At 38.5% G+C, this 25923-nt stretch carries 25 protein-coding genes; 11 read left to right on the top strand and 14 right to left on the bottom strand.

Features of this window, described 5'->3' with window-relative positions; genetic code table 11:
- Window positions 1-2: 2 nt before the first annotated feature.
- The gene (locus FK004_RS19750; protein ID WP_317046964.1) at window positions 3-557 is read right to left on the bottom strand and encodes a 2Fe-2S iron-sulfur cluster-binding protein; all 555 of its coding nucleotides are present in this window, start codon (window positions 555-557) and stop codon (window positions 3-5) included.
- Between the two features lie 1246 nt (window positions 558-1803).
- Between FK004_RS19750 and FK004_RS03035 the strand changes: the two genes are divergently transcribed.
- From FK004_RS03035 to FK004_RS03005, 7 genes are all read left to right on the top strand, one after another.
- Window positions 1804-2508: a hypothetical protein gene (locus FK004_RS03035; protein ID WP_108735921.1), complete on the top strand. Its 705-nt coding sequence runs from the start codon at window positions 1804-1806 to the stop codon at window positions 2506-2508.
- Window positions 2509-2928: 420 nt separating this feature from the next.
- Entirely contained in the window at window positions 2929-3177 is a 249-nt protein-coding gene (locus tag FK004_RS03030; protein ID WP_157956015.1) for a hypothetical protein, read from the top strand.
- A 23-nt stretch (window positions 3178-3200) separates the two neighbouring features.
- Entirely contained in the window at window positions 3201-3989 is a 789-nt protein-coding gene (locus FK004_RS03025; protein WP_108735919.1) for a DUF3667 domain-containing protein, read from the top strand.
- Window positions 3990-4071: 82 nt separating this feature from the next.
- Complete coding sequence (locus tag FK004_RS03020; RefSeq protein ID WP_108735918.1) at window positions 4072-5142, top strand: DUF4932 domain-containing protein; 1071 nt, start codon at window positions 4072-4074, stop codon at window positions 5140-5142.
- A 686-nt stretch (window positions 5143-5828) separates the two neighbouring features.
- Window positions 5829-6743 carry a PorP/SprF family type IX secretion system membrane protein gene (locus FK004_RS03015; protein ID WP_108735917.1) on the top strand — a complete coding sequence of 305 codons (915 nt, stop codon included), beginning with the start codon at window positions 5829-5831 and terminating at the stop codon, window positions 6741-6743.
- A 10-nt stretch (window positions 6744-6753) separates the two neighbouring features.
- A complete protein-coding gene (locus FK004_RS03010; protein ID WP_108735916.1) occupies window positions 6754-8697 on the top strand; it encodes an OmpA family protein in 1944 nt (647 codons plus the stop codon).
- Between the two features lie 245 nt (window positions 8698-8942).
- Complete coding sequence (locus FK004_RS03005) at window positions 8943-9809, top strand: NAD(P)-dependent oxidoreductase (RefSeq protein WP_108735915.1); 867 nt, start codon at window positions 8943-8945, stop codon at window positions 9807-9809.
- A gap of 80 nt (window positions 9810-9889) precedes the next feature.
- On the opposite strand, the gene FK004_RS03000 is transcribed toward FK004_RS03005, so the two are convergent.
- The 3 genes from FK004_RS03000 to FK004_RS02990 form a co-directional block, all read right to left on the bottom strand.
- Window positions 9890-10327, bottom strand: coding sequence for a GNAT family N-acetyltransferase (locus FK004_RS03000; RefSeq protein ID WP_108735914.1), 438 nt, complete (start codon window positions 10325-10327; stop codon window positions 9890-9892).
- An 85-nt stretch (window positions 10328-10412) separates the two neighbouring features.
- Window positions 10413-10643 (bottom strand): hypothetical protein, encoded by a 231-nt coding sequence (locus FK004_RS02995; RefSeq protein ID WP_227871661.1) that lies wholly within the window; start codon window positions 10641-10643, stop codon window positions 10413-10415.
- Between the two features lie 104 nt (window positions 10644-10747).
- On the bottom strand, window positions 10748-11551 hold the full coding sequence (locus FK004_RS02990; protein ID WP_108735912.1) for an endonuclease/exonuclease/phosphatase family protein: 804 nt from the start codon (window positions 11549-11551) through the stop codon (window positions 10748-10750).
- Window positions 11552-11668: 117 nt separating this feature from the next.
- Between FK004_RS02990 and FK004_RS02985 the strand changes: the two genes are divergently transcribed.
- Window positions 11669-13294: a DUF4139 domain-containing protein gene (locus tag FK004_RS02985; RefSeq protein WP_108735911.1), complete on the top strand. Its 1626-nt coding sequence runs from the start codon at window positions 11669-11671 to the stop codon at window positions 13292-13294.
- A 64-nt stretch (window positions 13295-13358) separates the two neighbouring features.
- On the opposite strand, the gene FK004_RS02980 is transcribed toward FK004_RS02985, so the two are convergent.
- The 3 genes from FK004_RS02980 to FK004_RS02970 form a co-directional block, all read right to left on the bottom strand.
- Complete coding sequence (locus FK004_RS02980) at window positions 13359-13988, bottom strand: hypothetical protein (RefSeq protein WP_108735910.1); 630 nt, start codon at window positions 13986-13988, stop codon at window positions 13359-13361.
- Between the two features lie 17 nt (window positions 13989-14005).
- On the bottom strand, window positions 14006-15214 hold the full coding sequence (locus tag FK004_RS02975) for a hypothetical protein (RefSeq protein WP_108735909.1): 1209 nt from the start codon (window positions 15212-15214) through the stop codon (window positions 14006-14008).
- A 237-nt stretch (window positions 15215-15451) separates the two neighbouring features.
- Window positions 15452-16636 carry an outer membrane beta-barrel protein gene (locus FK004_RS02970; RefSeq protein WP_157956014.1) on the bottom strand — a complete coding sequence of 395 codons (1185 nt, stop codon included), beginning with the start codon at window positions 16634-16636 and terminating at the stop codon, window positions 15452-15454.
- Between the two features lie 166 nt (window positions 16637-16802).
- On the opposite strand from FK004_RS02970, the gene pncB reads away from it, so the two are divergent.
- Window positions 16803-17990 (top strand): nicotinate phosphoribosyltransferase, encoded by a 1188-nt coding sequence (pncB, locus tag FK004_RS02965; RefSeq protein ID WP_108735907.1) that lies wholly within the window; start codon window positions 16803-16805, stop codon window positions 17988-17990.
- Window positions 17991-18003: 13 nt separating this feature from the next.
- On the opposite strand, the gene FK004_RS02960 is transcribed toward pncB, so the two are convergent.
- Window positions 18004-18318, bottom strand: coding sequence for a hypothetical protein (locus FK004_RS02960; protein ID WP_108735906.1), 315 nt, complete (start codon window positions 18316-18318; stop codon window positions 18004-18006).
- A gap of 15 nt (window positions 18319-18333) precedes the next feature.
- Window positions 18334-19416 carry a DUF5694 domain-containing protein gene (locus FK004_RS02955; RefSeq protein ID WP_157956013.1) on the bottom strand — a complete coding sequence of 361 codons (1083 nt, stop codon included), beginning with the start codon at window positions 19414-19416 and terminating at the stop codon, window positions 18334-18336.
- A gap of 183 nt (window positions 19417-19599) precedes the next feature.
- Here FK004_RS02955 and FK004_RS02945 point away from each other — a divergent pair, with 183 nt between their 5' ends.
- Window positions 19600-20610: a sensor histidine kinase gene (locus FK004_RS02945; protein WP_108735903.1), complete on the top strand. Its 1011-nt coding sequence runs from the start codon at window positions 19600-19602 to the stop codon at window positions 20608-20610.
- A gap of 30 nt (window positions 20611-20640) precedes the next feature.
- Window positions 20641-21360: a LytR/AlgR family response regulator transcription factor gene (locus FK004_RS02940; RefSeq protein ID WP_108735902.1), complete on the top strand. Its 720-nt coding sequence runs from the start codon at window positions 20641-20643 to the stop codon at window positions 21358-21360.
- Window positions 21361-21429: 69 nt separating this feature from the next.
- Here the strand turns inward: FK004_RS02940 and FK004_RS02935 are convergent, their stop codons facing one another.
- The 5 genes from FK004_RS02935 to FK004_RS02910 form a co-directional block, all read right to left on the bottom strand.
- Complete coding sequence (locus FK004_RS02935) at window positions 21430-22431, bottom strand: TerC/Alx family metal homeostasis membrane protein (protein ID WP_108735901.1); 1002 nt, start codon at window positions 22429-22431, stop codon at window positions 21430-21432.
- Between the two features lie 237 nt (window positions 22432-22668).
- Window positions 22669-23334, bottom strand: a complete 666-nt coding sequence (locus FK004_RS02925) for an OmpA family protein (protein WP_227871660.1) — start codon at window positions 23332-23334, stop codon at window positions 22669-22671.
- A gap of 20 nt (window positions 23335-23354) precedes the next feature.
- Window positions 23355-24008, bottom strand: a complete 654-nt coding sequence (locus FK004_RS02920) for a TerD family protein (protein ID WP_108735899.1) — start codon at window positions 24006-24008, stop codon at window positions 23355-23357.
- A 17-nt stretch (window positions 24009-24025) separates the two neighbouring features.
- Window positions 24026-24592 (bottom strand): TerD family protein, encoded by a 567-nt coding sequence (locus FK004_RS02915; protein ID WP_108735898.1) that lies wholly within the window; start codon window positions 24590-24592, stop codon window positions 24026-24028.
- Window positions 24593-24603: 11 nt separating this feature from the next.
- A complete protein-coding gene (locus tag FK004_RS02910) occupies window positions 24604-25920 on the bottom strand; it encodes a hypothetical protein (protein WP_108735897.1) in 1317 nt (438 codons plus the stop codon).
- Window positions 25921-25923: the final 3 nt, after the last annotated feature.

Here is a 25923-nt window from a genome sequence, read left to right as displayed (position 1 = left end):
AGTTAATATAGGTTTTCTTCCTGGTGTGTCAAAAAGGTACAATCAGATGTTGGTGAAGCCACATCAAGTAATACCCAGCCAGCATCAATTTGTTCTTCGTTTAAAAAAGTTTGTTCTGATTGATCTGCAGGGGAACCTGAAAGTTGTTTCGCTAAACTTGAAGAATCAGCTCCACATCTACAGGAATATGGCAAATCTATTCCTTGTTCTTCTGCAGCATTTAAAATGTAATCATGCCACAACACCTCTATTGTGGTGTTTAAGCCCGCACGAGGATTTGTTAATCGTACTTTATATGTAGTGTGTACAGTTCGCTCGCTGCTTTTTGTTTTACTAACTAATTCCTTTTTTCTTTGAATGCCATAGTTATAATAATTGTCAACAGAACTATAGTGGTTTAAAATGACACTTTTTGAAACTTCAGAGAATGATGTTTTCATTTTGAATAGTTTTTCTACATCCGTAAATGAAAGTTCATTATTATGATTTTCATGTTCATTACTACAAGATAGTAGAATTGCAACTATCCCCAAAAATAAAAATTTAATATTTTTCATAATTTTATGCTACTCCCCTTATATTAATGCGGTATACCACAAGGACGATAGCTTTAGGTACTATTTTATTAATTTTTAAATTAAGATTAATGTACCGCCCCGCTGGTTTACTAATTTTTTACTTTTTGCTAAATTTTCGTATTTTCTTGAATGAACTCTATTGTATCTTCAAGCAATTCGTCTGTTCAGTATGCTTTTTAAAATTTTCTACCAACTAATTTATGTGTATGAAATTATCATATATACACCTTGGGGTCCGGGCGGATACGTAAAATAAATCAAGTTGTAATTATTTTTAAAAGTAATAAAAAAAATACAAATAGTTAAAAAAATACAATAAAATAGTTGAATTTCATAAAAAAATTTGAAGATTTTATATGCTTTTGTTGATAATGGTTGGAGTAACGTATAGATTTCCAAATTTCATAAATAAAATTCTATAACAAAAATTATTTCCAGTTGATTGTCTGAATAGATTTATGAAAAAGATCAGCGTGCCTTAAAAGTGCTTACAGCATTGTAAGCACAATTTGTATTGCCTATTGCGAAAATCATTCTACTTAAATCATATTGTTTATAAAATTTGATATATTTTATAAACAAAAATAGGTTTTTAGTGTTTATATACTATTCTTTATTTGTGAAAAATTTTAAAGTATTTTTATTGTCCTAATCGTTTCAATAATTTGACTGTCTTCAGGCATAAGAATTACTATTTAAGAGATATTCCATTGTTTATTATTGGTTTTAGGTAGTTTGTAAATTTATAAAAGGGCAATACGTCAGAAGCTATTTTAACTCTACTGGTATAAAATAAAGAATTAATGTATTTCTCTATAATAAATATTTTTGTTTATATTTGGTATAATATGAATAGTCCATGTTATCTCAATATTTTAATTATGAAAAGAGTGAAAATAATCGCTTTTTTGTCTGAAGGAACCGGCTTATAATTGTATCGCTTTGGGAGTTTAGAATTGGTAGAAATTCAGAGAGAATCTGTAGGTTGAATCTATTGCAAAACTCATATATTTTGACATAAAAAATGTTTATTTTTTATGTCAAAATTTTTTTTAATTATAATTTTATCTTAAAAATGACGAATAATATTTTTTTTATTTGTTTTTAAATGTTTATGTTTACAATTCTGTTTAAAATATAAAAAATTGATTTTAATTGTATTTATATGTACTTATATAATTTTTAGTTGTATTTATTCTATTATTTTAACTTTAATATTTTTATTATGAAGAAATTTCAAAAAGTCGCTTTTAGCCTGTTAGGGGCTGGATTATTTACAATCGTTTTATACTCGTGTAGCGGTGATGATCAGACAGCAACCAAGACTGAACAGGCAGTAGTGGAAACTGAACAAGCAGCAAGAGGAGCAAAAGAAAATGAACATTTGAAAAAATTAGGTTTAGCAATTGCTCAGGATGAGGACTTTATTAAACTGTATAAAAATTTAGAATACTTTTCTGAATTTAAATCTGATAGAGCGCTAAAAAATGAACTGCTCAAAAAGGAAAAATTAGATGAGGCTGAAAAAAATATTTTAGCCAAAGCAATCGGTTTTGAGTCTGCTGAAGCGGCATTTAAATTTGAAACAGAAAATTTCACTTATGTTAAGGCGCTAACTAAGAGATATGATTTAGTAGTAATTGATCAACCGGATTTGCAATTTGTTTTTGATACGGCTTTAGAAAATACGACAACCGGTAGAACTTGTGAAGAAAAACTGGGAAGTTGTAAACTGGGAAGTTGGTCCATCTGGATAATTGAAGATGCGGGATGTGCAGCGGCAGGAATGGCAGTAGGGGCTGCTTCGGCCTGGTGTGGTGGTTGTTTAGGTGGAGTAGTCGCTTCTGCTTGTTTAACCGCTGCAACGCTGCATTTGAGTTCCATGTTAGACACGTGTGCAGATAATTATGATGATTGTAAAGATAAATAAATAAATAAAAAAATTATGTTGTATAAAATACTGTTATTTTCCGGTCCGGTAATAGTTGGTGCTTTCGTATGTATATGGTCCTATATAATACGACTACACAGATATAAAAAACAGGAACCCAGTCTAACATTAAAGATCTTAGGTTTAGGATCATTGTTTCTATGGATAGGACATATGGCCGCACTATATTATGTTATTATGGGTTCTTAAACAATGTCTTAAGCAATATTTTTAAATCCGAGATTTACACTGTAATTTTTAAAGCATCTACAGGACTGTAGGTGCTTTTTTGTATGCTTTAGCCTCACTATATTAGTTAGCAAGATAACGGATTGTATACTATTGAATAGTTGTTGTTGTTTTAACATTTTTTTATAACTTTGGGCATTCCAGAAGTGTAACTAAACCAACACCATGCTTATGAAAACGAACAAACTATCCGGGTTCACCATAGCGGAACTTACTAAACAAAAAGCGTTGTTAAAAGGCTTATTAATTGGCGGAGCTATTGTAGCACTTTTATTATATACTGCACTAATTTACCTGATTATTAAAAATGGGAAAACCAGCCTGATAGCGGTTATGCCGTGTGGAATACTTTTTATACTACCAGGGATCATGAAATGGAATCAAATAGAGGCTGAACTCAAATCAAGACGCACCAAATAAAAACACTTTGACAACTATTGAAAATGGAAAATAACTGCCTGAACTGTAATCATCCCATACTTGAAAATTTTTGTAGTCACTGTGGCCAGAAAAAATATAAAAGGATTGATAGAAAATTTGTAATCGATGAAGCCCAATATTTAATGGTTCATACGAACAAAGGCTTTTTCTATTCGGTTAAGAAGATTATGCAAAACCCCGGAAAAACAGCACGGGAATTTATTGATGGAAATCGGGTGAATCATTATAAACCGATTTTGTTAGCCTTTTTATTAAGCGGTATTGCAGCTTTTCTATCCTTTAAAGTCCTTCGATTTAATGAGATAATGCAGGATTACTACACGCAACAAAAACTCTCGTATACTCCATTAACGAATCTGATGTCTTTTGTGTCGAGTTACAGTGCGGCCATAATGGTATTCTTAATTCCGGTTATTTCAGTTTTTACAAAATTACTATTCCGAAAGTGGGGGCAAAACTATTATGAACATGTGATAATGAATGCCTTTTTTCAATGCTATTATACTATTATTACAGTTGTTCTTTTATATCCATTTTTGTATGTTTTTAGGCACGACAGTAGTGTTTTTGCATATCTCATAGGAATTTCTATGTTTGCTATCCCATTTATTATGGTTTGGTTCTACAAGGGATTTTACCACGAAAGAAGTCTAAGGGATATTATTTTGAAAGTTTTATTGTTTGCGTTTATAGGGTTTGTAGGGTATGTAATAACTGTATTTGCTATTATAATAGGTATGGTAATTATCCAGGGACCTGAAGCATTACTTAAGTTTCAACAACCCAAATAAAACTGATATTGTAGAAAGGCAGCGTTGGAATGAAAAAGCATTTCATAACTCTTTTGACTTTTAACAATTAAAAAATGCCTTTATGAAGTTAATGATTGCGTTATTGATGGTGTTTGCCAGTGCAGCAGGCGTGGCAAAGGGAAATGTGATTTCTACTGTAGATCAGCGGGTTGAGCTGCTTAGTATTGTATTCCGGCTTGCAGGAAATCCGGAGTATAACATGAAATTGGATAAGAATTACGTAAAGGATATTGAGGATTATTTTGGAGCATACAGGAGCCATACAGTAGTTAGCTTTGCCAAAAAACTCCATACGGAAAAAGGAATGGGCTTTTCCAAAGTAATGTTTCTGGCGGTAGCTTTAGAATTAAAAAACAATAAGTTTTCCATAATAAAACAGTCGGGAAATACATTAAAAGGGAAATGGGACGAAAAGGACGCTATACAATTTGTAGCATTACTTAATGATTTTTACAAAGTAGCGGCATTTGAAAAATTCTTTAAAGACCATGAGACAAATTATAAGGATGCTACAAGCTTATTTGATCACTCTGTAGCAACATTCGACCAAAAATGGTACCTGGATTATTATGGCGATCATGAAGTAGATTACCGTGTTGTGATAGGGTTTGGTAATGGCGGAGCCAATTATGGGCCAAGTGTTAAGCCTGTAGGGCAAAAGAAACTGGTTTATGCCATTATGGGATCCTGGACTTTTGATGAGCAGGGTAAACCCTTCTTCCCGGAAGCGGTATACTTGCCCTATTTAATTCATGAATTTAATCACTCCTTTATCGATCATATTCTCGAGGAGGATACTACAATAGAACAGCAACTTAAATCAAGTGGCGAAGCCTTATTGGAAGCTCAAAAAATGGCCATGAAACTGGAAGGCTATGAAGACTGGCATAGCCTTATTGACGAATCATTAGTACGTGCATCAGTGGTTCGGTATTTAATGGATCATGGGGCTACAGCAACTGTTGTTCAGCAGGAAATAACAACACAAACACAAAAAGGTTTCGTGTGGATCAAAGACCTGGTTTCTTTATTGGGAGCATATGAAACTTCGCGGGATACGTATCCTACCTTTAAAAGTTTTTATCCCCGGATTATTGCTTTCTTTGATGCAAAAGCGGGAGAACAAAAGTAAGAGCAGACTTCTTTTATAAATCTCAATGGATAACGATTGCTATAAGGGCTTATTGCTACTGAGATTTCATAATACCCCAAAAAAAATATATAGTAAGAGGCTGTCTCAAAACTAAAACAAGTCTTTGAGAATTGCATATTTGAGACCTGCGCTCCGACAGGAGTCCGAGTAAAAAACAGAAAAAGAGGCTATTTCACGAGTTGTGAGACAGCCTCTTTTTTTATTAAAACAAGTTGCTTTTTTGCTGGATATGGAAGAAAATGATACTTGAAGGTTGCTATTTGGTGTTATGTAAGTATTAAAAATGTTTTAATTTTTCAGGTTGTTTTGTTCTGTTCCTTAATGGGGGCATTTCGCGATAATTCGGGATTACGTTACAACGGATTTTTTATACCGTTCATCGAATTCTCCAATAATACCGGATATTCTCTTACTTTTTTTTTCTTGTAACCTATAATTTTGCCCTCAAAATCGGCATAATGTTTTCCATTGACATCATGTATTCGATTGCTGCAGGACTTGTGGTAGTGGCATATTTGTAAAATGGGTACGTTGATGGTAACATTTTTATAACAAAGCTTTTATAAAACTGAAGCAGGAATATAATAGGAAAAAGGAACGCTGATAGGCGCAATGGTAAAATTTTAATTTCCGGGGTACAGGTTCCGGAGTATAAAACAAATAGGATGAAAACAAAATTAATATTCTTCGTTTTGATGTTGGTGACGGTAAGCAGTTATGCGCAACAGGATGCGCAATACACGCAATACATGTACAATCCGATCAATATCAATCCGGCCTATGCGGGATCACGGGAAGCATTGAGCATTTTCGGATTGCACAGGACACAATGGGTGGGACTTGACGGGGCACCGGTAACCAATGCAGCATCGATACATACTCCGATCGAAAACACCAATATAGGTATTGGACTCTCCTTTGTAAATGACAAGATAGGGCCATCGGATCAGAATAATATTTCGGTTGATTTCTCTTATACCGTACCTACATCGGAAACGTTCCAGTTATCCTTTGGGCTTAAAGCCACTGCCGATTTATTGAATATTGATTATACCAAATTGAATATCTACAATCCATCAGATCCAAGATTTCAGAATAATGTTGATAACAAGTTTTCCCCTAATATTGGTGCCGGTATATATTTTCATTCCGATCAGACCTATATTGGATTGTCAGTCCCTAACTTTTTAGAGACCAAACATTATGACGATAACAGTACTTCTGTAGCCCAGGAACGACTGCACTATTACTTTATGGCGGGCCATGTTTTTGACCTGAGCTATGATGTAAAGTTTAAGCCTTCGCTGCTTACCAAAGTAGTACAGGGAGCGCCATTGCAGGTAGACCTGTCTGCTAACTTTTTATTCTTCGATAAACTTACGTTAGGTGCCGCATACCGATGGAGTGCTGCAGTGAGTGGTATGGCGGGATTCCAGGTTAGTGACGCGATTTTTGTAGGCTATGCCTATGATGCCGAGAGTACAAAGCTGGCCAATTACAATTCGGGTTCACACGAGATATTCCTGCGTTTTGAATTGTTCCGAAATTATGACCGTATGATAACACCAAGGTTCTTTTAAAAATATATATATGAAAAAAGCTCTACTTTATAGTCTGCTCTTACTCCTTTTGGGAAGTACGGGATATTCACAAAAAGGCAAACTGGAAAAAGCCAATAAGCAATACGAACGGCTGGCCTATAAGGATGCGATAAAAACCTACGAAAGAATAGTCGAAAAAGGCTATAAATCAGCTGATATCGTACAGAAATTAGGAAATGCATACTATTTTAATGGAGAATTCGATCAGGCTAATAAATGGTATGGCGAATTGTTTGCACTCAATGCCAATCCGGAACCGGAATATTATTACCGTTACGCCCAAACGCTTAAATCCGAAGGGCAGTATGACAAGGCAAATGAAATGCTAACGCTGTTTGCACAAAAAAACAGTACGGATAGCCGTGCAAAACTTTTTAATGCGGACAAGGATTACCTGCAGGATATCAAACAAAATTCAGGGCGGTACACTATTGAGACTGTCGGGATTAATTCGAGATATTCCGATTATGGCGCATCGTTTTACGGAGACAAAATTGTATTTGCTTCCTCAAGGGATATGCCGGGAACAGTACGCCGCCGTGCAAAATGGACCAATCAGTCTTTTACCAATCTGTATGTATCCGACACGAAAGCCGACGGAAGTTTATCCAAACCAAAGACGTTTAAGAAACCCGTAAATTCAAAATTCCACGAGTCTACGCCTGTTTTTACCAAAGACGGTAAAACGATGTACTTTACCCGGAACAATTATAACAAAGGTAAAAAAGGAAAAGATGGGGAAGAAGTGACTTTACTCAAGATATACAAAGCAGAATTTATAAAAGGGAAGTGGGAAAATGTTACCGAATTGCCTTTTTGCAGCGATAATTACAGTGTGGCACATCCAGCACTTAGCCCGGATGGCAAAACATTATATTTTGCTTCCAATATGGCCGGAAGCCTGGGGCAATCGGATATATTTAAAGTCGGAATTAATGAAGATGGAACCTTTGGAGAACCCCTAAACCTTGGAAATACAATTAATACGGAAGGGAAAGAAACGTTTCCTTTTATCTCTGAAAATAATGAACTCTATTTTGCTTCTGACGGAAGGCAGGGACTGGGTGGATTTGATATTTTCGTTTCCAAGATAGGAAAAGATGGACGGTACCAGACAGTATATAATGTAGGGGCGCCGGTGAATGGCCCGATGGATGATTTTGCTTTTATCATTGATACTAATACCAAAACCGGATATTTCAGTTCGAATCGTTCCGGAGGAGAGGGCTATGATGATATTTATAGATTGAAGGAACTGACGCCAATTAAATTTGAAACGAAACCACTGATTGCCGGAAAAGTGACCGGTTTGGAAGATGGCCTGCCGATAGAGAATGCCAAAGTGATCGTTTTTGATACCAATTTTAAAATCATTAAAGAAGCCTTTACGGATAAAGATGGGCACTATGAATTGGAACTGGATAAGGGGGATACCTATTATGTCAGGGTCGAAAAAGAAGGTTTTGCGATGCGGGAAAAAATGATTACCGTAGATCAGAAAACCCAATTGACAGATCTCCCTTTTGCGCTTAAAAAGAGAAGCAAAGAAGATATAATTGTAGGAAGCGATCTGGCCAAAGCCTTTCAGATAGACGTTATTTATTTTGACCTTAATAAGTCGAATATCCGTCCCGATGCTGCCGAAGATTTAGGAAAAATTATTGACCTGATGCGGGCCTACCCCAAAATAAAAATTGATGTACGCTCCCACACCGATAGTCGTGCGAGTGGAATCTATAACCTTAAATTATCCAATCGTAGGGCAAAAGCCACTATGGCATACCTGATTGAAAAAGGGATAAGTCCGGAAAGGATCACCGGGAAAGGATATGGAGAAACCCGTTTACTGAACAATTGTACCGATGGACAGCCATGTACCGAAGCGCAACATCAGGAAAACCGGAGAAGTGAATTTATTATCACGGCAATGTAATTGCATGCCACAATCTAAAAAAGCAGGAATAATTCTAATGAATTGTTCCTGCTTTTTGTTTTTAAGGCCATCAGCAACAGTGTGTTGCCGAATATAATCTATAAAGTTTGGAGTATATTTGTAATACTGTTGCAGTGTAAGGATTAGATTCGTAATTTGTGGTAAGTAGTAGCGTGAATGACAGGGAAAAGACAGATAGAATTGAAAGCACAGCTTTGAATGTGGAATCTTAAAAATGTAAAGCGATGAATGAGGTAAAAATTGGCTGGGTCGGATTGGGAACTATGGGAATGCCTATGGCAAAGCAATTGATGAAAGCCGGCTACCTGGTTTCGGCCTATAACCGCAGTCAGGAAAAAGTAAATGCATTAGTATTGCAGGGTGCTCATGAAGCCCTTTCTCCGGAAGAACTACTCCGGAATACAGATGTTATTTTTGTGATGGTTTCGGATGACGTGGCAATCCAGGAAATATTTGGCGGCAATGAAGGGCTTTTAAAAGCACATGTCTCCGGTAAAATAATTGTTAATATGAGTACGGTTTCGCCTAAAATCAGTGAGAAATTAGCCATCCTATGCCAGAATCAGGGCAATAGTTACCTGGACGCACCGGTATCCGGTAGTGTGAAACAGGCACTGGACGGGCAATTGGTCATTATGGTGGGTGGTGATGAAACTGTCTACGAAAAGATAAAACCTATCCTGGAACATTTGGGAAAATTATCGTTATGGATCGGATCCAATGGTGCGGGAAACCGGGCAAAATTAGCTATGAATACACTTCTCGGGTTGTATGCACAAGGGCTGGCAGAATCGGTGCTTTTTGCAAATTCCAAAGGGATCAGGACTGAAGACCTTATGGCATTGATTAACAATAGTGCTTTAGGGAATGTCTTTACACGAATAAAAGGCGATGCCATAATGGCCGAAGATTACCAGGCTGCTTTTGCGCTCAAGCATATTGCTAAAGATTTGCGGTTAGCGAAGGCGGAAGGCATGTCGGGGCGATTGGCAAAAGTAAGTTATGATACCTTCCAGAAAGCCGAAGCTGAATTTGGGCAAGAAGATATTATCGCAGTATTGAAATACAGCCAGAAAGCAGATAAAATATAAGATAGCCTGGCGCTATAGCATAAAAAAAACAGCACTAACTGCTGGTTTTTTTATGCCCTGTTTTTTCTGAAACAGGAGCATTATAATTCGAGGTGAAGCAACGGATATTTTTTTCCGGCACTATCTGTTTCGGAACGGCCAACCACGTTGAAACCAAATTTCTGATAAAAATGGAGTGCTTCCGTATTCTCTTCATTGACCTCTACTTTGGAGACATTCATTGCCACAATACCATGTTGCAATAGTATTTTTCCAAAGCCCTTGCGCAAATGATCCGGATGGATGAATAACATCTCAAGATTAGGCCCGGAAATTCCCATAAAACCAGCGATAGTATTTTCAGCTGTCCGGATGGCATAGAGGGAAACGCTTTTAAGATATTCATTTCGTATGAGCGGCTTATAATACAGTATGTCTTCTTCCCGTATAAAATGATGTGTCGCCCGAACTGAAGCTTCCCATAGCACAATAATACTGTCGTACTCGTGTTTGGATACAGTTGTGATCGGCAAATTCATAATCAGTATTACTTTTTGGCAAAGATACAAACAAATGAGTAGGGTTTTTAAAGGATAGTGCTAACAACATTTGCTGAAAAACGGGCTATTTCTCCAGGCTGCACGGTTCCTTGCCTTTATCTTTCGCGTCTTTTAACGTCATTTTTATAATTTGCTGGCTGCAGGCATTCATCCCTGCACAGGCTTTATTATAATGGTATTTTTTGGCCGCCTTGCTTTTACACATATAAACATACGTTTCTGAAGTCGGGTTGATAGTATAGGAGCTCATCAGTAGAGTGAGCAATGCCAAGGAGAGTAGTGTTTTTTTATGCATGATTTTTTTATAGTTTAGCACTGTAAACATAGGGCATCGCTACAGTATATCCTTACGGTTTTCCTTAGCGGCTGTTTTTTTTGGATTGCAAGTTTCCTAAGACATTATTTCGGGAAAAAAGAAAATTGTAATGGGATATGATCTGAAATGCTCCGGGCTTTTTCGAGTGTCTCAAATTCTTTAAAGAATAGTAGGGCTGTATTGGTGTGGGGCCGTATAGCCGCAATATTATAAAAGATATTGTCGAATTCCGATGCCAGGCAATTGTTGTTTGCACATTCTTTTTTGAGCGATGTTTTCTGCAATGCAAAAACAGGAATATACCCCATTTTTTTCAAAGGATTAAATACCGTATGCGATTGGGGGCAGTTAAAATCACCCGTAAAAATGAGGTTTTTGCCAGGATAGAGTGCCGGAAGGAATTTGAAATATTTGATCTCGGTTTCCGGTTGTTTCTTTTTGGTAATCGCATGAAAAGTAACTACAGTAAAGCTCTTGCCTTTGTATTCGAAAGTGCAGAGGTAGGGCTCCCGGTCAATTTCCTCATGGTAATGGTTTTCCAGCCACGCTTTGCCAATTTTAGTGATGTTTTTGGTTTTCCATAAAAAGGCATAGCGCTCTTTTTTATACGAATCTCCCGATGTAGGCTCACTGATCGTATAATCCCATTTTGCGCCTTTACGGTTTAAGGCATCTGCCAATCGTGCTACCGCCTGTGCACCGCCATATCCTGCTACAACTTCCTGAATGGCAATAATATCATGATCCCGCACAGTAGCCGCAATAAAGTCGATTGTTTCCTCCGATTTTGATTTTCCAAAATCACGAAGGTTCCAGGTGACCAGTGATACTTGGGCAGAAAGTGTAAGGGTAAAAAGAAGGAGGAAGAGGCTGATTATTTTTTTCATGGAATGGAGACAGGGATGTTGGCTTTAATCGCAAAAGAATGGGGATTAATTTTTTTTTAAATCGTTCCCAACCTTTTGTCAAAAATAGTACTCTATAGAGATATAAAAACAATCCTCATGAAAAATATGCTATTCTTATGTGCTTTTTTATTCAGCCTGACGGGCTTTGCACAGCAACCTATTTTTACAACGGCAAAAGTCAAATCGGCTACCGTATATTATAATGGAGCCGAATTATCCCATGCTGCTTCGGTATATATACCAGCGGGAACAAGTGAAATCGTAATCCGGAATGTTGCCAACCGATTGGATGAAAATACAATCCAGGTGGCGGTACCGGCATCTGTAACAGTAATGTCGGTACAGTTCACTACTAATTATATCTCCGAATATGATGATGAAAATGCGATACCCGGCATAAAAATAGTCCGGGACAGTATCAGGCGGGTACAAAAGGAAATTGCCCAAATTGGAATTGAAAAAAATGTCCAGGAAAAAACATTGCAACTGCTGGATAAAAATCAACAGGTGGCAGGAGCAAATACGGGAATGAGCGTTACTGAACTCATGAAACTGGTGGAGTATTATAAAATGAAGCAAACGGAAATCAGCAAAACAATTGTGGTTTTACAGGACAAGCAGGAACTATTGAATAAAAGGCTGCAGGTTTTGAATACGCGTTTGGAAACCAGTACCCAAAAAGGAGAAAAAATGGCTTCCGGTAAATTGGTTTTGCAGGTTATGAACGATTCGGCCGGTACAATTCCGTTTGAGGTGGGCTATACTACACCACTGGCTTCCTGGAGTCCTTTTTATGATCTTCGTGCGGATAATATTTCCAGCCCGATCAACCTGATGTACAAAGCAAGAGTGGCTCAGAATACCGGAGTGGATTGGAAGAAAGTAAAATTAACACTCTCCAATGGCAGCCCTAACCGCGATAATCAGGCACCGGAGTTGCAACCTTGGTTCCTCAATTTGAACTATCCGGTAACAGGGTATTCGAGTTATGCTCCTGCTGCACTAAGTAAAGTAGAAGGTAGAGTAAGCGGCATTGCTTTGGAAGAAGTGGTCATGGTTAAAAAAGAGAAAGCTTCGGTATCCAATTATACAACAATCAAAGAGAATCAGCTGAATGTGACTTTTGATATTGACCTGCCCTATGATATTTTATCCAATGGGAAAATGCATAGTGTTGCCCTGAAATCCTTGGAACTTCCGGTTTCGTATAAGTATTATGCAGCACCAAAAGTGGAGAAAGAAGCGTTCCTGATGGCCGATATTATTGATTATTCCAAATACAACCTTTTACCGGGTGAGGCGAATATTATTTTTGAAGGATTGAATATTGGGAAAACGGTTATCAATCCGGAACGCACTTCGGATACCCTGAGCCTGAGTATGGGAAGGGATAAGAAAATTGTAATTACAAGGGAAAAAATTGCCGATAAATCGGGAACCAAATTTATGTCTTCGTATAAAGAACAAACCTTTACATACGATATTGTGGTTCGGAATACTAAAAAAGAAGCGATAACCATGCTGTTAAAAGACCAGTTTCCACTCAGTACGGATAAGGAAATTATGGTAGAGTTACTACAAAGCGACAAAGCTAAAATTAATACCGAAACCGGATTACTAAGCTGGGATCTTAAACTATCTCCCAATGAAACAAAAAAAATCAGGATCAGCTATAAAGTGAAATATCCTAAAGACAGGATACTGGGAAATTTGTATCAATAAAATGATAGCGTTATAAAAGTAAAAAGCCGCTGTAAACATTCTTAGTTTACAGCGGCTTTTGTATTTATCCGGCCATGGTGATTCTTTTCAGCATCAGTTTGTCACCTGATATGGAAAAAATATAAATAATATTATATTCTCCTTCACTCACATAGTTTCCGTCTTCATCTTCACCATTCAGGAATGACTGATTCAGAACCAGCTCTTCTGTTGTGGTATCCACTGTCGCATACATCAGGTATTTTCCTTCTGCATCATCGAATTCCGGAGTGTCATAATGACCTTCCTCGAAGAGTTCTTTTGTTTTGATCTTTTGAATGCAATTGACAAACGACTTGGCGAATAATTTAGCAGCACAATGATCAAAATCGGCTTCATAGAAATAATCCGGATTTTTCACCGTTGATTTTCTCTTATTTTGTTCCGCTGGGGTTAACTGACATAAGAACCAAATTTCCGGATCGGTTAGTGGGAACCTGAAATGCTTTTTTTGTTCTGCTCTATTATTTTGATAGACTGCCGTCCTGAAATCCCTGAAATCATCCATCCAGGAATGTGCTTTTGCATCAGCTGCAACGGAATCCGGAACAGCTATTTTGGTGTCCTTTAGGGTATCGGAATCGGTTGTTTTCCGGCAGGAGCTGCAAATGCACAAAAGAAAAAACAGGAAAATATAAGGTGCGGTATTTTTCATAGTATGACAATAATTTGTTAGAGGATGCGATAACTTAATACTACTGCTGTGGACCCATATTCTGTTCCACGGTATACGGATTGTTTGTTGATACTTCTGGCCATAGTGTAGCGTAATTCCACCCCATAGCGACTATAATTAAAACCAGTTCCTATAAAAAAGTTACCGGAAGTTTCTACATTGAAGTCATCACGTCCGGACTGTAAATGGGAATTGAGCGGTATTGCAGTAGTATAACCTGCTTCAACCAAAATGCGGGCAGTATCATTCAGGAAAAAGAAATGTCGTACGCCTACAGGAATCTCAATCATCGAATAACTGACATCAGATTTTAGAATTGTTGTTGAATTTGTAATACCCTGTTCTGCAGTTGATTCATATTTTTGCCAGTTTGGTGCTATAAAGATGGACCATTTTTTTTGATTGAAAGGTAATATGTATTCTGCTTCAAAGCCAACGCTAAAAAGGGTTTTATTTTCGAAATTTACTTCTGGGCTGCGGTCTCCCTTTTCCAACATTAAGGATGTAAAGTTTGCACCTGCAATAGCTTTTAGATGCACGGTACTTTTGTTTTGCCTCGCTTCAAGATTTGTGAAGGTCGTAGTCTCCGATTGATCGTATAATCCAAATAGTTTGATTAGTGCTTTTTGGCTATAGTTTAATTTTTCAAAATCTTTCATCTTCAAAGAACCAGATTCCAGGTACTCTGATTGGAACTGTCGGTATAATTGCTGACGGAATTGATTGTTTTCGGCATATCCTCCTTCTGAAATATATATTTTATGAATTAGTTGTTCCGCTTTACTGCGGTCTCCTGCACTTGTAAAGAAAAGTACAAGATTATCATCTTCATACTGGTATAGCGTTATCTTTCCTTCTACCAATACTTTTAATAAAATGGTTTCTTCTTTGGTTATTGGGTCTTTGGTATAACTTGCTTTTTGTACACTATTCCCGGAACGGTCCACAAGTGTTGTATAACGTACATATTTATAGGTATTGCTTACACTGAATTCTTTAATATCAGATAGTCCCGTTTTTTTGGGAGTGTCATTTTCTGTTATTTTATATTCGATGGTGGAAGGACTATTTTTCCAGGCTATATTGCGGATTAAACATTCCTTTTTAGTGCCTGAATTATCGATAATATAACCCGGTTCGAAGTGAATTTGAGAGAAAGCAGTACAATAGACGACTGTAAAAAAGAAAAGTAATAATTTTTTCATGTGATTATGGCTGTTAAATTTTTTGCCAAAATAGTTTTTTTTTTAATTAAGTAGTAAATAAATTAATTTTTTTATTCAATAAATATTTTTTTATCACAAATGTGCTGTTGATTTAGGAGTTGAATCTTATAAAAAAACAAGTTGTTTCTTAAGCATAATGTATACGTTTAAGAAACAACTTGTTTTGTCTATAAATAAGTCAAAAAGAGTAATTATTACGGCACTCTTTAGTACAATTTAAAATACACGATAGCTTACAGCAATACTTAAAGAGCTGTACTTGGATCTCCAGCTGAGGTAATTATCTAAAATTTCACGATTTGGAGAGTAGCGCATTTCAATGGCATATCTGTCGTAAGCAAATCCTGCTCCAAAGAATACATTGCCTGAATTTGCAATTTGCAATTTTTGATAGGAATAATCAACTGAGGAATTGAAAGCAATAGCGAAAGCATACCCTAAATCGACGAAAATTCGAGATTTATCATTTAGGTAAAAATGATGTCTAACTCCTACAGGGAGTTCTAACATTTTATAATCAGCTTTTAGGCGAATATTAGTTTTTAAAAACGGTGCATCTGATTTGTATGCCTGATAGTTGGGATCAAAAAATAGGGACCACTTATTTTGATTAAATCCCATACGATATTCTATTTCAGCACCCACTTTGAAAATATTTACATTGTCGAATTTTACTTCACTATTGCTAAGCCCACTTTTAATATTGAGTTTTGCACTATTAATTCCAGCAACAAATTTTATATTAACACTACTCTTATTTTGTTTTTCATCCAGATTGGTAAAAGCAATATTTTCCGTTTTATTGTAATGAACAAATAGTTTAGTTAACTCGTTCTGGTTATAATTTACTTTTTCAAAGTCCTTTATTCCCAGTTTGTCAGATTTTAAAGCCATGTATAATTGCTGTCTGAACTGGTTGTTTTTACCTACAGCAGTGTTGCCTATAGCGTACTCCTTATAAATCAACTGCTCCGCAGTCTCATGATTGTCACTACTGATGAAATAACGAATCAGGTTATTATCTTCGTATTGGTACAGGTTTATTTTTCCTTCTACAAGCAACTTCAGAAAAAGTGTTTCTTCTTTAAAAGCAGGAGCTTTTTCATTACTAAGGTTATTTATATTTGCACTGGAACGGTCTATCTTGGTTGTAAAACGTTTGTATTTGTAGGCGTTACCAACATTGAATTCAATCAGTTGTGCTATAGTAGCTTTTTGTGTTACATCATTTTCGGTAATTTTATATTCAATCTCAATAGGATTGTTCTTCCATGCTAGATTTCGGATCAGGCATTCTTTTCGGTCTCCATTATTTTCAGTAATATATCCCGGTTCAAAACGAATTTGTGAGAACGTGCTGTAAGTAATAAGTACGAAAAATAAAAGTAATGTTTTTTTCATGTGGTTATGGCTGTTAAAATTTTGGCAAAATAACCACATTAAAATGGATTAAACACAGAATATAGTTTTTTTTAATTATATATAGAACTTAAGAATCTTTGTTTTTGGGATTATCCTGAAAAAATCGTAAACTGCAGTACCTTTGTAGAACTAAAAAACATAGCGTATGAATGCTCCCTCTCCTGTGCTTCTTCCATCTTTATTGGATAATGATTTTTATAAATTCACCATGCAGCATGCCGTGATCAAGTTGTTTCCCAATTCAAAAGCGTCTTATACTTTTATCAATAGGGGAGAACATCGTTTTCCTGAAGGTTTTGGGGAACGGTTGCGGGAATCGGTTCGGGCGATGGCTGGATTGAAATTAACGGTAGCAGAGAAAAACTACCTCCGGGTGACCTGTCCGTACCTCGATCCGACCTATCTCGATTTTCTACAGGGCTATCGCTATGATCCCAGTGAGGTGGAGATCAGCCAGGAGGGAGAAACGGTAGCGGTAACCATCTCCGGGTATTGGTACCGCACGATACTATGGGAAGTTCCACTCATGTCATTAATCTGTGAACTTTTTTATGAAACCAATGGTCTGGTTCGGGAATCGGATGAAAAAGTAATCGATACTGCCCGCAGGAAGATAGAAGCCTATGCTGATCTTGGAATTACCATTGCCGAATTTGGTACACGCAGGCGCCATTCGTACGCAGTACAAAAACTGGTAAATGAAACCCTGAAACAGTACGGTCGTGGTGCGTTTATAGGAACCAGTAATGTCCACCTCGCAATGCAAAATAATACTAAACCTATTGGAACGCATGCCCATGAATGGTTTATGTTCCATGCTGCAAAATATGGTTTTAAAATGGCTAATTCAATGGGACTGGAAGACTGGGTCGCAGTATACCGCGGCGATCTTGGGATTGCACTTACGGATACTTTTACCAGTGCTGTCTTCTTTGAACAATTTGATAAAATGTTTACCAAACTTTTTGATGGGGTACGTCATGACAGCGGCGACCCTCTTGAGTTTGCAGACTTAACCATCGCACACTATAAGAAAATGGGGATTGACCCCCTTTCCAAAACCATTATCTTTTCCGATGGACTTCGTTATGACAAAGTCGCTCGTATTGCGGCCTATTGTAAGGGTAAAATCGGTATTTCTTTTGGTATTGGTACCGATTTTACGAATGATGTTGGCCTGCCTGCAATGAATATCGTTATCAAAATGCAACAGGCTTTCCCCGATAAAGGCCATTGGACCGATGTGGTCAAACTCTCTGATGAAAAGAAAAAATATACAGGGAATCCGGAGATGATTCATCTTGCTAAGGAATTGCTTGGCATTAAAGCCTAAACTCCATAGCAGGCTATGGAGTTTCTATAGGGTTGGTTAGAGCTTCGGTAGGTGTGGATTGAATTTCTATAGGCGTGTTTAAAGCTTCTCTAGGTGTGGATTGAATTTCTATAGGTGTGTTTAAAGCTTCGGTAGGTGTGGATTGAATTTCTATAGGCGTGTTTAAAGCTTCGGTAGGCGTGGATTGAATTTCTATAGGTGTGTTTAAAGCTTCGGTAGGTGTGGATTGAATTTCTATAGGCGTGTTTAAAGCTTCGGTAGGCGTGGATTGAATTTCTATAGGCGTGTTTGAAGCTTCTATAGTGGTGTAATTTAGTACTATCATCATTATAATGCCACCACATTACTGCAGTGCATTGTATTTTATGATTTTGACATTTTTGTCCTTCGCCAATTCGTCTTCCATCCATTTCTGATGTGCTGATCCTACTACCACCAAACCTCTTTTTGCATTTTGCCTTTTCATTTGTGCCAGTGTATTTGCCGCCATTGCTACGTTGCGCAATCCCCAGTATTTCATCATGTTTTTTACTTCTGATTCGGGATAGGCTTTGGAAATTCCAAATAGTTCCGGGCCACCGTAGAAGTTCAGGATATCGCTTTCACGAGCATTCAGGTCGGAATTGAGATAGTTGTAAATGGGTAGGTTTTGTGCCACTTGTTCTTTTTCAATAGTTTCTTTTGCGGCTGCAATAGCGTTTACAATTTTAGCTTCTTCCGTTGTGGAATCCATTTTAGCAATTTTGTTGGTATAATGCATGATATAAGCAACAAGCCTCCAGGAATGTTTCCAGTCTTCGTCGTATTGCTGGGCATCGATGGGATAGATTTCCTGTTGCCCCAATTGATGTGCCAAAGGAAAAACAAGGGTGCAGTATTCGCTGGTCGTACGAAACAGTCCTGCTTTTTGCAGGGAATCCCTTGTTCCGAAATGCGCTGTATAGTATTCTAATTCGTTAGCTCCAAAATGTTTTTTCTTATCATTCTCCAAAATATATAAATGGTACAATCCATTGCCGAGGTCATGGTTTTGGAAATAGGCAAGGGCAAGATCCATACGAACCCGGTGAAAATTATCGGATTTCGCCAATGCTGCTTTGTATTTTTCAATTTGCTTTGCAGTATTTTTAATGGGAACAGGATTGTGGCGGCGGAGGTACTCAAAAGATTTCTCCTGGCTTTTTTTATTGGAATTAGTTGCGGGCATCGCGAGGTAGTCCGCCGGGGTTAGGAATTCAGTAAGGATGAGGTCGGGATGGTACTGTGCGAGTTTCCGAAGTACTTCTTTATAGTGTAAAGAGTCAGAAGCATTATTGCCGTGGGAGGCGCCTAATACCAGGATTTCCATTGGTTGTTGTGCCTGAACCGAAAAGGAAAGGAACACATTGAGAAATAATACGGAAAGCATTTTTAGAGTCATTTTCATAAGTTTAGTTGTTTACTGCGGCAAATTTGCGGCACTGCAATGGGTAACCAAAAAATATTATCCCAATAGCCTCATTTGGAATGCGAACGGTTTTTTCAATCGTATTTTGGCATTCGTACCGGGAAATAGGGTATTGGTGTAAAAAATAAAGCGGAGTAGTCACTTCTTCTTTATTTTTGACAGATGAAAAAACTAAAAACAATAGGGATTCATACCGGCTGCTGGATTGTATTCTTTACCTATACTTATATCTCCTGGTTGGGGCGCACTACGGATTCGACCACGTTATGGCTGAACCTTTCGATCAACCTGGCCAAATTGGCGGCTTTTTACAGTTGCTTTTGTTGGGTATTTCCCCATTTTTTAAAACAGGCAAAAATTCCACAACTGATCATTGGGATTTTAGGTTCCTACTTACTCTTTTGCGGTATTCGTGCGGTATTGGAAGAAGTAGTGTATCCTTATTATTTAGGATTTGATAATTACGATGCTACAACAACGGTCTGGCACTATCTTGTTGATAATTTATATTATGGATTTTCATTTATTATCCTGGCGGCAGCGATCTATGCGACGCGGAATGCCTACCGTCAGGAACGACAGCATGATGCCTTACGGAAAGAAGCTGCCAAAGCAGAAATGGCCTTCCTGAAGTCACAAATTAACCCGCATTTTTTATACAATACGCTCAACTATATTTATTCGTTGGCCATTCCGGTTTCGGATAAGCTTGCGAATGCGATTGTAAACTTATCGGATTTGATGCGCTATACGTTGTCGGAAAGTAAAGACGGTAAGGTGGAGATTACCCGGGAAATTGATTATATCCAAAACTATATCGCTCTTTTTAAACTGCGTTTCGATCCTCATTTTTATGTAAATTTCACCACAGCAGTCGATTTAGGTTCCCGGCGTATTGCCGCTCTGTTACTGATTCCATTTGTAGAAAACGCACTCAAGCATGGTGTGGTAGACGATCCCAATCATCCGGTACTGATCCGGTTGGAAGTGAAGGCCGATACTTTTTGTTTTACGGTTTCGAATGCTATCAATCACAATCAGAAAGATATTTCCAGTGGTATTGGACTGGCAAATTTACGACGGAGGCTGGAACTGTTGTACCCCAATGCACACCAGCTGCATATTATTCGGGACAGCAAAAATTACAAAAGCGTGTTGCATATTACCTTTTAGTTTGTACTTTCCACTCTTTATCCTGCTCTTATGATCCGATGTTTAACTGTTGATGATGAGGCCTATGCTTCTCAGATTATCGCTGCTTTTATTGAAAAAACTCCTTTTCTGGAACTTGCAGGAACCACAACCAGTGCGCTCGAAGCGTTGCAGTGGATTCACGAAGGGAAAGTAGATCTGGTTTTTCTGGACATACAGATGCCGGAACTCACGGGAATACAAATGCTTAAAATTATAGGAGGGAAGTGCAAAGTTATCCTTACGACAGCCTATCCCGATTATGCCCTGGAAGGCTATGAGCTGGATGTGATCGACTATCTTATGAAACCCATTTCCTTTGAACGGTTTCTCAGGGGTGCACAGAAAGCACAAGAGCTCCTGGCCAAAACGGTGGTATTGCAACCAGAGCCGGAAAATCTAATGGAGCCCGAGAAATACCTCTTTGTAAAAGGCAATCGTAAAAATATGTTTCATAAGGTGGAACATGAAGATATTCTCTTTGTGGAAGGGCTGAAAAATTATGTCCGGATCCATACGCCAAATGAAAGGATCGTGACATACCAGACGTTGCAGTATTTGGGAGACAAGTTACCCATGCCGCCTTTCTTTAGGGTGCATCGTTCGTTTATTATCTCAGTGGCTAAAATCCAGCATATCGATGGTAATTCCCTTACCATTGGCAACCAGATTATCCCTATAGGGGAAAGCTACAGGGAATCCTTTTTTGAATTTATCAATGGCCGTATGTAATGGTTTTATGCTATCTCAAATGGGTATAAAAAAATAAAACCAGCATTTCGCTGGTTTTGGATGTACTACTTAACTGACTTGTTCTTTTTCGGGAAAGGCTACAGAAGCAATGACGGAGAGTACTAACAAACTGCCAATAACGACCAGTGAGACTATGGATTCGATATGATAGAAAGGTGAAATAATCATTTTAATACCGATAAATGCCAGTATGATTGCCAGTCCGTACTGGAGTTTTCCAAACAGGTGGATGAAGTTATCCAGCAGGAAGAACAAAGCCCGTAATCCGAGGATGGCAAAGATGTTGGATGTATACAATATAAAAGGATCTTTGGAAATGGCGAAAATAGCGGGGATGGAATCTACAGCAAAAAGCAAATCGGTAAATTCAATCACGGCCACTACAACTAATAGTGGCGTGGCTAACTTCTTCCCGTTTTCAATCGTGAAAAACTTATCACCATCATAGCGGTCACTGACTTTGAATAGTTTCCGGATCAATCGTGCACCACGTGTCGTATTGTAATCTTCGGCTTCCTCTTCTCCTCCTGACGACCAGGATTTAATACCGGCATACACTAAGAATACCCCGAATGCTGTCATGATCAGATTGATGTCATACGTAAATCCGCTGTGCCCGAACAGGCTAAGGATTTTGTTGAGGTAGGTCAGTTCAATCAGGTAGGAACCTGAAAATATAAAGATAGCCCGGAGTACTAAAGCCCCGATAATACCCCAGAACAAAACTTTATGTTTGTTGGTATTGGCGACATCAAAGAATTTGAACACCAGTATAAATACAAAGAGGTTATCGACTGATAGTGCTTTTTCAATCCAATAAGCCGACTGGAATTCATAAAACTTGACAGGACCGGCATAATAATATACGAGTGCGCTAAATCCCATGGACAAGCTGATCCAGACTACGGACCACAGTAAGGCTTCTTTGGAACTGACGGCATGGCTCTTTTTATTAAAAAGCCCAAGATCGAGTGCCAACATTATGCCTATGGCGACTCCGAAAATAGCGATTAAGCCGGGATGTTCTGAAAATATAGGATGTTGATCCATCGGTTGTATTTTAAATTAGATTAAATTTTACGGATTGCAGTTTTGAACACCTGAATACTGAAAATGATGATAAAAGCGAGTAGGAGCGGACTGAATACCTGGAACCAGCTTTGGTTGTCAAAGCTGATTTTGAGCAGGAAAAGGAGCCCACTAAAAACGACTGCCAAGTACAAGAGGCTCTTTTGAAAATTAAACTTCTTTTTTCTTTTTTTTGCCATGATGGATTATGCCTGATGGTTAGTTTATTGTGATTTCCACTCTCCTGTTTTTCATGCGTCCTTCGGGGGTATCATTAGTAGCAATTGGATCGGTAATGCCTTTTCCTGTAGCTATAATCCTATTCGCCGGAATCCCCTGGGCTATTAAATACTTTTTAAAAGCGTTGGCTCTTGCCTGTGCTATTTGTTTGTTGCTCACCAATGCCCCCTCGCTGCTGGCATAACCATTTACCGTTAGCGTAGCGTTGGGATTGTGCTGTAAAGCAGTAGTAATAGCCGTAATCATCTGGCTATCCATACTGTTTGGCACGATTGACCCTGGGGCAAATGCTGCAGCAATACTATTTTGAAGTTGTGGGTTTGCTACCGGTGTTTCCGGAATTGCTTTTTCGGCAGGAGTACTGTCTGTTGCAACTGGTGCTATAGTTTCTCCTGTAACAGTATTTTCCGGTGTAGCGGCAGGATGTGTTTCCACCATTTCAGTTTTTGGAAGACTGTAGTAACTGATACCACCAATTAGGAGCAATACCAGAAGGAGTATCACCATCTTTTTGCTGCCGGATTGTTTTACAGGAGGTACTGTCGGTTCTTCTTTTTTCAGGTCAAACCTGGAAGGGAAGACCGGATTTTTAGCCAAACTGCTTTTGGTCGGGTCTGCTTCGTTCTTGTTTAGATTAAATGCCATCGGTTTCGGTTTTAAAGTGATTAGGTATACATATCTACTAAGGTTTGCAGGCTGCCATTATGGGCGCGGCCCATGGCTTCAAATTCCCAGGTATCTCCCACACGGAACAATCGCCCAAATTCAACCGCATCTTCCTGCATGAATTGATCTTTAAGGTCATAGCGAAGGATTTCGACACCTGTTGCTTCGTTGACGATGCGGATGTAACAGTTATTGACCTGGCCAAAATTTTGGGTAAGTGTCCGGCGATCCTGTTTGATATCATGGGGATATTTGCAGATTGTAGCACAAATAATTAATTGTTCCACATTGTCATTGACTTTAGTAAGATCAATGAACATGTCTTCGTCATCATCACCATCACTCCGGCTACCGTCGGGGTCATCTATGGCACCCATTATGGATTGGTCTTCAGTAATTGGGCGGTACAGCCCTTTTTCATGCTGGTCTTCTATGTTATTGCCCATGCGCACCTGTCCATAAAATACAAAATAGGTGTCAGATGGAATTTTAAAGGTACTATTGAGTGCAAATGCAGAGACATCAAGGTCGAAATCGGGACCATTTGGGACTTCATTAGGATCCCAGCCCATTCCGATTTTTACGATTTTCAAACCTGGTGCTGCTTTGGATAGGGAGAACCGATCTCCTTTGTTGAGGTTAAAACTGGCCATATTTTTATTTTGAAAGATTATTGGTATAAGTTGACTAAGGTTTCAAGACCGCCATCGAAGGCCTGGCCTAAAGCTTCTACAGCCCAGGTGTTGTCATTCCTGGAAATGGAAGCAATAATAACAGAATCCTGATTTTCGAAATCCTCCTGTAACTGATACTGGCAGAGGATGCTATTGTCATCGGCATTCCGGATATTGATATACGCATTTTTTACATTCCCAAAATGCTGTTTCCGGGTTTCGGATTCGTGTATGGTTACCGAGAAATAGAGGAACTCAATCTGTGGGGCAATTTGGGAGAGGTTGATCCGTATCGATTCGTCATCGCCTTCTCCGGTACCATCCCTGTTGTCACCCAAATGTGCTACTGCACCATCGTGACTATTCAGGTTGTTGTAAAAAATAAAGAATTCATCCTGTGGAATTTTGCCCGCTGCATTGAGCATGAATACCGAAACATCACAATCCACTTTCTGATTGTTTACGAGTGCATTGTCCCATCCGAGTCCGGCGATGATATTTTGTAGCCCTGCATTATTTTTTACGAGGGATAGCGGTTTATTTTTTTCTAAAGTTATGGCCATAATGCTATTAATTAAGATTGTTTTTTAGGTGGCAGTGGTGGTAAAACCACTGCTTGTTTAGGAAGTGCCGGAGTGTTTTTGGGTTCCGGTACTTTAGGGATAGTAATGGGGGTGTGTCTTTCTGCCGGCTTATTGTTTTTGGGCGGCAGTGGTGGTGGTACCCTTGTACTGATTGGTGGTAATACTGGCTTTGCAGTATGGACAGCGGTTACTGTTGGTACCACCGGTGCTCTCGGAATTGCTTTTGAAACCGAATAACCCGATGCTGCCAATTGTGCAAACAGGTATTCCATTGTATCATCATGGTCTGTTAGCGTAATCCCTCTCACATGCGGGTATTTTTTCAGCAGGTTGTCCATGAAATAGGAGGTATTGATTTCGGGGCTGCGCAACAGCAAAATCGTATCCTCAATAGTGCTGCTGGCTTTGGCAATTTGTTCGGTTATGGCTATCGTGACAAAAGCATCATTTGTAGCATACAGCAATTGTTCATTGAGGTTTCGTTCTGTAATCCGGAACCAGTATGATTTTCCATCCCCCAATGTTGCCTCTCCTTTGATGACGGAGGTTTGCTTTTTCAGCAGGTCGGCACAAAAAGGCAATAATGTCGCAATTTCCTGCTCCCTGTTGATGGACAAGAAGGTGTTTTGTGCTGTAATGTACTCCAAAATCAATGCTGCGAGAATCCGTACCCTTGGATCTGCACCCTGGTTTTCGACTTTCTCCAATACATTTTGATACCCATACCGTGTTTTATACCCCTGCAGGTAGAGGTTGTTGTCAATTCCCTGAAGCACTAATGGAAATTGTGCAGCATTTAGGACCCCTTTCTCATGCAATACATATAAAAGTGCTTTGTTGTAATCGAGCGTTTCCAGATTGAGGTAGCCTGCTTCGCGGAATAAACTTTCGATCAGTGTCTTTTCCGGATTTTCAATGTCGGCTTCAAACAACAATCGTAACGGAAAATTAGGGCGGAAAGATTCTATTGATTCACTCTTGTACAGCACCGTATTTATAAAATAGGACAAGCAGTGCTCCACGCCAAAATAGAACAGCTGTTTGACCGGTTTTTTATTGCCATAGATCGTGAAATGCAGGCTCGGATCTTTTATGCTTTCAAAATAGTTGCCATAAGCGTCCGGATCATTTGCATAGAAATGATCTCTTGCGAGTGTTCCAAACCGGAAATCATTCCCCTTGACATAAAAGTAAAGGGGGATTTCATGTGACTCCTTGATCTTGAGTAGCGCATAGGGATTTCCTTCGGTTTGATACCAGAAAGAAATCCTGCGTTTGGCTATTTTAACGATGACACAAAAGTTCATGTT

It is taken from the genome of Flavobacterium kingsejongi (genome assembly GCF_003076475.1).
GTDB classification, from domain to species: Bacteria; Bacteroidota; Bacteroidia; order Flavobacteriales; family Flavobacteriaceae; genus Flavobacterium; species Flavobacterium kingsejongi.
The sequence above is the reverse complement of the archived record's forward strand: the minus strand, read 5'-3'. Positions and strand labels throughout refer to the sequence as shown.